Origin of the sequence: Brucella cytisi (genome assembly GCF_038433355.1) — a bacterium.
Classification (GTDB): Bacteria; Pseudomonadota; Alphaproteobacteria; order Rhizobiales; family Rhizobiaceae; genus Brucella; species Brucella cytisi.
Genome location: NZ_JBCAUP010000003.1, coordinates 1 through 6,989, shown reverse-complemented (window position 1 = coordinate 6,989; position 6,989 = coordinate 1). Strand labels below are relative to the sequence as shown.

The window sequence follows — 6,989 nt, the reverse complement described above, 5'->3', positions numbered from 1 at the left end:
CGCGAATTGCGACGCTCATACTGTCGGCGAGCGGTTTCAGTCCAGGCCATCGTGATCTCCATCGTATGTCAGAAATCCGATTGAATCATAACCTGCGGAAATCGCTCAACCCTTTTTGGAACAGGCTCTGAGAGCGGTTACTCAACTCCTCGTGCCTGCGGCCGGGAGGGTTATTTTGTCACTGTCCGCTATTTTTGCGCCTACGCGAGTTCGTGATTACTGCATCCTCGTTGCAATGAGAATCGCGAGCTTCAATGCTCCCTTTGGAGCAATAATTTATCATGACATCTGACGGAGGACACAGAATTGACCCTTGGTAGCATAGTCGAAGCATTTATCGGCAGTCTATTCGGTGCTAAACAGCCGGCCACCAAGGATGAGAGGAAGCTCTATCGTATTCTGACCGTTTGTGTGGTTCTATTTCTGACCATGCTCGTCGCATTCTCATTAAAAGACGACGATACAACTGCACAACGTCATTGTAGTATAAACTCCTGGCCGGATGAAACTACCGCAGAATGTGTCGAACGCTTTGAAAAGTACGCTGCCCGATTTACCGAAATCGGAAATGTTGATAAGACCAGTTTCGCAACCTGTTCGGCTAAATACAAGGATGATCTCGAATCTGTTTGGGATTGCGTCAGACTCAAAGATGGTCGCAGCCTGACCGATGTCTATCGGAAACCTGGAGAAGGCGACTGATCCCATTGCGCGTCATGCCACTTCTGACCAATCAATCGCACGGCGGCTCATTGAACCAGCACAAGGCAATGATCGTTCCGATAGGCGGCATGCCCCACCGTGCGGTGTGCAAGTTTGACTAATTGTTCCAATAGAGGGATAAAGAACTATATGGCGCGGCTATGATCATTTTAAACCATAGAAACGGTTGCATTAAGGATCTTCGAGCGGCCCATAAGATGCACGCTTTGGCCGTGAACAGTGTTGTTTCCGCACCTATGAGCGTTGACGTAGCGCTGCCGTCAACGAGCGTTCAAGATCGTCTGCCGTGACTGGTTTACCATCCACACTCAATTCCTTTGTCTGACGTGCGATCTCCAGCAGCGCGCTTTCTTGTCCATTGGGATATAGTCGAAGTGCAATAACTAGCCTATCCGCCTCCGCTTCGAGCGATAACATATCCCATGATGGCCACGGTGTTAGATCGAACAGAGTTTGGCCGTTTTCACCGTTGATGGCTTTGGGTGTATATCGCCAATGGCTCATTCGTCCCTCGGTTAGATGAACCCAAATGATAATTTCATCATCCCAAAAAGATAGAGATTTTTTGTATTCGTCCTCTTCCATGCAGGTTACCCATATGCGAAAAGCCAATGCATTAATCTGGATACTCCATGTATGACAGTTCAGCGGGGGAACGCTATTATATCATACCGCAACACGGTTGGGGTAGCCGCAACGGTAGAGCTTTAACAGACAATCCGATGAGCTGAGGGAATGGGATCGGAGGCCGGCCGTGGACGAAATCCTAGCGCCGAGGTTGCGTCGCAGTCCCACGTCGACGCAGAGGGAAGAATAGTCGAAAAAGTCAGCGATGCTGATCCAATGGCAACATAGTGGCCTCTGGCTTCAGTATAACCCATTGAGAATCTTGAGGTCAAATTTTACCAGTTCCAGTTAAATTGCCTTTTTTGACACGATATTTGGAACTTGAGGATATCAAGATGCTCGCGCGGTGTGCAAGCTTGACTAATTATTCGAATAGAGGGAAAAAGAACTATCGAGAGCAAATCGATATTTCTTAACGGCCTCGGAAGTTACAGCTTCCGGGGTCGTTTCCGTTTGCGGTTCTGGTCACTTTCAACACCTTCTGCGTCAGTATCTATCGGGCCATAATTCTTGAGGAGTGGTGCCGAGTTTGTCCGCGATGGCATATTCGACACGCTCTGATCGACCGTGCCCCTGGCAAACCCTTGTGATTGCAACACTAGTAATGCCGAGTTCCTCGGCTATTTTGGTGAACGTTATACGTTTTGCACGCTGCATCGCCTCTTACCCCGCGTCCAGGTTGGGCCGGAGCTCATCGGTTATGACGTCTATATTTGTCGGCGTTACTTGCCACCGTGAGGAATTATCGTACTCGAAAGCCGCTTGGACTTTCCGCGATTGCCGGTTGAACTGGAAGAGCATCTTGATCATGCCCCTGTCATCGTCCTGCCGAAGCCACTGCCAGCAACTCCCGCCCGAACAGGTCGAGCTGGCGGCACAGGATGACGAACTGGCGAAACACCTTCCTGAAGGCCGAACGGTTGACCCGTCGAAAGGCCGCGATCGTGCGAAAGTCCGGCTTGAGATGCCGTAGCAGCCAGATTGCCTCAATGTTGCGATGCGTCTCGGCCTCCAACCGTCGACTGGAACGCACCCGGTTCAAATATCCATAAATATAGAGTTTTAGCATGTCGGCAGGATCGAACCCCGGCCGACCGGTATCTTTCACATCAATCCGCACAAAGCCCGCAGCCTTGAGATCGAGGCCATCCACAAAGGCCTCGATGAAGCGGACTGGGTTATCCGGCCCCACATAATCATCGACTGCTTCCGGCAGAAGCAGCAATTGTGAGCGGTCTGTTCCAGAAAGATGAGCCATGGAAAATCTTACCACAACCACCTATCATCTGGAATCGCCAAGGGAGTTTTGGCACAGTCTCCCTGAATTTAAATACGAAAATTTGTTAAATTAGACTTGTAAAATGATCCGAGAAAATCCGATGAAGGAAAGAAAACACGCAATGATCGCACGGCTTCTTGCAACAGCGCTCGCCGCGTTGGGGCTGTCCGGTCCCGCACCGGCTCAACCTCAATCCGAAAACATGAAACTGATGGGCGAAATTGCCCGTGTGCTGGCAAGTCATGAGGAAATGGCAGGAATTGATTGGATCGAAGTTTCTGTAGTTTTTTCGTTCGATGATGGGGAAGTGAGCAGTACATATGGGTATGCATACGATGCCTCCGGAAACTGGACGGCCATCAGTTTCAAACCCAGAGAAGTGCGGCCCCAGGTAAATGCATACCGCGAATGGCTTCGTCTGGAAGGCGACAAGGGCTTCATCAAGATGCTCTTCCAGTTCAACAGGGAAACACGGAAGGTCAAGGCTGAATTTGAATATGACAATGCTGACCGTTGGAAAATTACGCCGGAAAATGTCGATGCCATGATCGACGAGCTACGACCCGATCTAGACAAATGATGCGCAGTGCATGGGCATTCGGTCGATCGGCGCGTGGTCGGTACTCGCTGACCAAGCATTCTTGAACTGGTCACTGGTCGGCTCGCCACCACGAAATCTCGAAATCAGTTCAGCAGATTTGTCTCTGCCTGCTCGATCGGCCATCAAACAAAATTCCCTCCTTGTCGCAAAAATCCTGAAATCCGATACGCTGGCGGGTGCGGGTTCCGATTCCGTTTCAGGCATTAAGCCATGCGTTTAGATGAATGCTGGCAGCAGCAAAGTGACAATTTTGCAGTCCGGAGGATCAAATGGCTGATATTCTTCTTTACAATAATAATCCCCTGGCAGCGCCCGCCTTCCGGCAGTTGATCTTCATCAAAGAAACTCTCGATAATCCAGTGCTCCGATCGGCATTGGCGAAAACATACGCTCGCTTCGAGGCTCATTACGGCGAGAGCGCAAGTATAGCTGCCTATCATTTTGACAGGCATAAGGGCGACTTCAAATATATGAAGCCCGAATTGCTTGAAGCCGGTCGCGCGTTCTTCGATCGTGAAAAGAGCAAGTTCGGCGATGGCATGCGCCGCTATGGCATGCTGCCGAAGGAGTTTGACAATCCGGCACTGCCGTTTTTCTGTGTCGAGCAATATCGGGCTTTTACTCTTCTGGAAATGGCGATGCCGCCGGAGTCACAGACCAACGTGGCGTTCGCTGATGCCATCGTTGAGGAGATAAAAGACCTGCCGATCATTTGCGGGGTTATGGGTTTCGGCTTCTTTTTACCGCCCTATAAAAACAGTCTTGCCTTCATGCTTGGGCAAGCGTCACAATGCTATCGCGCTGCGATCGAGATTACACCCAAGATGGTCGATCAGGGTATTCAGCGGGAAGGGTCGTATTATCATTGGAAGCCTGCCGAAGAGCCGGGTATCGCCGATATCGGCTGGCGGACATTGGTTGGCAAAGATTTCCTGCCCCGCCTGCCTGCGCTCCCTGAAGAAACGTTCAAGGCCGCTGGCGTGACGGTCGATGAGTTTGCAAACTTCACCAGTTTTACTGCCGGATCGGCACCGATCTGGGGAGACATCAATGCTGGAGAGACAATCAAAGCCTACCAGGAGGTCGCGGCCTACCTGAAGCCGATCCGGTACCCGAAAAGTGGCGCGCATATCTCTTTCTTCCAAGGGGAGCATCCCGACCGGGTCGAAGCCTATCTTGCCAGGTATGAAAAATGAAGCCGCTTGCCGCCTTCGCTGCAACCTCGGCCTTCATCGACACGACCACGCCCGGCGGCCGCCTGGTCTTCCACCTGTCCGGGGCACTCGCGCAGTTTAAGCGCGATCTGATCCGGGAAAGAACCCGCGCCGGCCTTGGCCGCAGAGGAGCGAGGCTGGCGCGGCGGCAGGCAGGCGTTCCGCGCCTCCTCCTTGGTTCGAATCGGCAAGTCAGTCGCGTAAGTCGGACTTTCGCACACGACTTTTGCGACAGAATTTTCCTGAAAATTCAGTGCTGGCGATTTTGTCGCAAAAATCCGGGAGACTGTGCCAAAACTCCCTTGGCGATTCCAGATGATAGGTGGTTGTGGTAAGATTTTCCATGGCTCATCTTTCTGGAACAGACCGCTCACAATTGCTGCTTCTGCCGGAAGCAGTCGATGATTATGTGGGACCGGATAACCCACTCCGCTTCATCGAGGCCTTTGTGGATGGCCTCGATCTCAAGGCCGGGGGCTTTGTGCGGATTGATGCGAAAGATACCGGTCGGCCGGGGTTCGATCCTGCCGACATGCTAAAATTCTATATTTATGGATATTTGAACCGGGTGCGTTCCAGTCGACGGTTGGAGGCCGAGACGCATCGCAACATTGAGGCAATCTGGCTGCTACGTAACGGCCCGATTGCTACCGCCTGTTGAAGCAAGACCTCGTGACGTAAGACACGTCTTTAGCGACGTCATTAATGACGTGTCTTGAGATTGAGGTATACGATGAGGATGGAGATACTGGGCCACGAACGCCGACGTCGGTGGCGGACCGAAGAGAAGCTTGCGATAGTCAATTCGGTTGGGGTTGATGGGGCGACAGTCACAGAAGTTGCGCTATGTCACGATGTATCGCGGCAGCAGATTTATATGTGGCGTAGCGAGTTGAAGAGGAAGGGACTTCTGCCTCCCTCGCCGGAGCCCTTGTTTCTTCCCGTTGACATGACTGCCGCTCTGCCCGGCTCTGAGGCGAACAGTTCCGTCGATGCTTCATCCTCGATGGTTGAATTGCACTTGCGCTGCGGCCGTCGTCTTTGTTTTGGCAACCGAGTGGAAGGCGCAGTGCTGACGCGGCTCATCCGGGCGGTGGAACAGGCATGATTGGACCGGGCACCGGCGTACGGGTTTACCTTGCCTGCGGCGTCACAGATATGAGGAAGGGCATTGAGGGCCTTTCGATGTTGGCACAGGATGTCTTGCGTCAGAAGCCGACAGGTGGAGCTGTCTTCGCCTTTCGCGGGCGACGTGGCGATCGGGTGAAGCTGCTGTATTTTGATGGCCAGGGATTTTGCCTTTACTATAAAATTCTGCAGAAAGGCCGTTTCCCCTGGCCTTCAGCGGCCGATGGGACAGCTCGACTGACAGCAGCGCAACTGGCGATGCTATGGGAAGGAATAGACTGGAGACGTCCGGACTGGGGTGCTCCGCCGGCACGTGTCGGTTGATTTTATCTTACTGAAACTACTTGTTTTTATGGCGTTCTGTCCTGATTTATGCTAGTCAGGATCATGTCGAATGCGAGCTCAATTCTTCCTGATGATCCAGCCTTTCTGAAGGCGATGATCACCGCCTTGCAGGCGGAGAATGCGAAGATGTCGGCGGCGTTGAAAGCGCATGACCACCTGATCCAAGGTTTGAGGCTGCGCATTGCCCGGCTGAAGAAACAGGTCTTCGGCAAGTCTTCTGAAAAGATCGAGCGAGAAATTGCGCAACTGGAACTGGCGCTTGAGGATCTGTTGATTGCCAGTGCCGAACACGAGACCGCGCCCGTCGAAGAGCTTGAAAACGATACGGCTTGTGGCCCGGAGGAGACTTCACAGTCCCGGCCACTGCGTCGACGCCCGCGTGTGTCGGAAAATGCCGTTCGCGAACGCCGGGAACTGGATCCCGGTCATTGTTGTCCTGCCTGCGGCGGACAATTGCGCCTTGTCGGAGAGGATGTCAGCGAAATCCTCGATATGATCGCAGCGACGATGAAGGTCATCGAGATCGCCCGACCAAAGAAGTCGTGCCGTTGTTGCGAGAAGATGGTGCAGGTTCCTGCGCCCAGCCGCCCGATATCGGGCAGCATGGCTGGTGCCGGGCTTCTGGCCTATATCCTGGTCTCGAAGTTCGACGATCACCTGCCGCTCTATCGCCTCAACGAGATATTCGCGCGGATGGGTGCCGATATACCAGACAGCACACTGGTGGACTGGTGCGGTCGTGCCATGCAGGTGCTCCGTCCGCTGATCGAGCGTATTGAGAAGGAGATCATGAAGAGCGATGTCCTCCACGCTGACGATACGCCGATCCGGGTGCTGGATAGGTCGCTGCGCGACAAGGGACTGGGCAAAGGTGTGAAGAAGGGCAGGATCTGGACATATGTCCGCGATCAGCGTCCATGGGCAGGCGGCGCACCGCCGGGTGCGGTTTATTACTTCGCTCCCGACTGGAAGGAAGAACACGTCCATCATCTGCGAGAGGCGAGCGGCATCCTTCAGGCTGATGGCTATAAAGGCTATGCGAAGTTATATGAGCCGGGATCGGACGGGAAGC

General features: G+C 53.1%; 9 protein-coding genes and 2 pseudogenes. 8 read left to right on the top strand and 3 right to left on the bottom strand.

Annotated elements, in window-relative coordinates; translation table 11 throughout:
- Positions 1–306 precede the first annotated feature (306 nt).
- Positions 307–702: a hypothetical protein gene (locus AAE521_RS04590; RefSeq protein ID WP_342060604.1), complete on the top strand. Its 396-nt coding sequence runs from the start codon at positions 307–309 to the stop codon at positions 700–702.
- A 255-nt stretch (positions 703–957) separates the two neighbouring features.
- On the opposite strand, the gene AAE521_RS04585 is transcribed toward AAE521_RS04590, so the two are convergent.
- The 3 genes and pseudogenes from AAE521_RS04585 to AAE521_RS04575 form a co-directional block, all read right to left on the bottom strand.
- A complete protein-coding gene (locus AAE521_RS04585; RefSeq protein ID WP_342060603.1) occupies positions 958–1,308 on the bottom strand; it encodes a hypothetical protein in 351 nt (116 codons plus the stop codon).
- Positions 1,309–1,836: 528 nt separating this feature from the next.
- Positions 1,837–2,007: a helix-turn-helix domain-containing protein gene (locus AAE521_RS04580; protein WP_342060602.1), complete on the bottom strand. Its 171-nt coding sequence runs from the start codon at positions 2,005–2,007 to the stop codon at positions 1,837–1,839.
- A 178-nt stretch (positions 2,008–2,185) separates the two neighbouring features.
- Positions 2,186–2,608 (bottom strand): annotated as a pseudogene (locus AAE521_RS04575) (transposase); the annotation flags it as partial.
- Between the two features lie 121 nt (positions 2,609–2,729).
- On the opposite strand from AAE521_RS04575, the gene AAE521_RS04570 reads away from it, so the two are divergent.
- From AAE521_RS04570 to tnpC, 7 genes and pseudogenes are all read left to right on the top strand, one after another.
- A complete protein-coding gene (locus tag AAE521_RS04570) occupies positions 2,730–3,209 on the top strand; it encodes a hypothetical protein (protein WP_342060600.1) in 480 nt (159 codons plus the stop codon).
- A gap of 290 nt (positions 3,210–3,499) precedes the next feature.
- Positions 3,500–4,426, top strand: coding sequence for a hypothetical protein (locus tag AAE521_RS04565; protein WP_342060599.1), 927 nt, complete (start codon positions 3,500–3,502; stop codon positions 4,424–4,426).
- Positions 4,423–4,779 carry a recombinase family protein gene (locus AAE521_RS26730; RefSeq protein WP_425286372.1) on the top strand — a complete coding sequence of 119 codons (357 nt, stop codon included), beginning with the start codon at positions 4,423–4,425 and terminating at the stop codon, positions 4,777–4,779. Before AAE521_RS04565 ends, AAE521_RS26730 begins: the two co-directional genes overlap by 4 nt.
- An 8-nt stretch (positions 4,780–4,787) precedes the next feature.
- A pseudogene (locus AAE521_RS04555) lies at positions 4,788–5,072 on the top strand (transposase); the annotation flags it as partial.
- Between the two features lie 105 nt (positions 5,073–5,177).
- Entirely contained in the window at positions 5,178–5,552 is a 375-nt protein-coding gene (gene tnpA, locus AAE521_RS04550) for an IS66-like element accessory protein TnpA (RefSeq protein ID WP_342060597.1), read from the top strand.
- Positions 5,549–5,896, top strand: a complete 348-nt coding sequence (gene tnpB, locus AAE521_RS04545) for an IS66 family insertion sequence element accessory protein TnpB (RefSeq protein WP_011982990.1) — start codon at positions 5,549–5,551, stop codon at positions 5,894–5,896. The genes tnpA and tnpB overlap by 4 nt, the downstream gene beginning before the upstream one ends.
- Positions 5,897–5,959: 63 nt before the next feature.
- Positions 5,960–6,989, top strand: a 1,030-nt coding sequence (gene tnpC / locus AAE521_RS04540; protein WP_342060596.1) for an IS66 family transposase, incomplete at its 3' end; no start/stop codon positions are given.

Bases quoted from the DNA above. Each gene is read 5' to 3' on its own strand.
- AAE521_RS04585 (WP_342060603.1), bottom strand. From the start codon at position 1,308: ATGGAAGAGGACGAATACAAAAAATCTCTATCTTTTTGGGATGATGAA.
- AAE521_RS04580 (WP_342060602.1), bottom strand. From the start codon at position 2,007: ATGCAGCGTGCAAAACGTATAACGTTCACCAAAATAGCCGAGGAACTC.
- AAE521_RS04570 (WP_342060600.1), top strand. From the start codon at position 2,730: ATGAAGGAAAGAAAACACGCAATGATCGCACGGCTTCTTGCAACAGCG.
- AAE521_RS04565 (WP_342060599.1), top strand. From the start codon at position 3,500: ATGGCTGATATTCTTCTTTACAATAATAATCCCCTGGCAGCGCCCGCC.
- AAE521_RS26730 (WP_425286372.1), top strand. From the start codon at position 4,423: ATGAAGCCGCTTGCCGCCTTCGCTGCAACCTCGGCCTTCATCGACACG.
- tnpA (WP_342060597.1), top strand. From the start codon at position 5,178: ATGAGGATGGAGATACTGGGCCACGAACGCCGACGTCGGTGGCGGACC.
- tnpB (WP_011982990.1), top strand. From the start codon at position 5,549: ATGATTGGACCGGGCACCGGCGTACGGGTTTACCTTGCCTGCGGCGTC.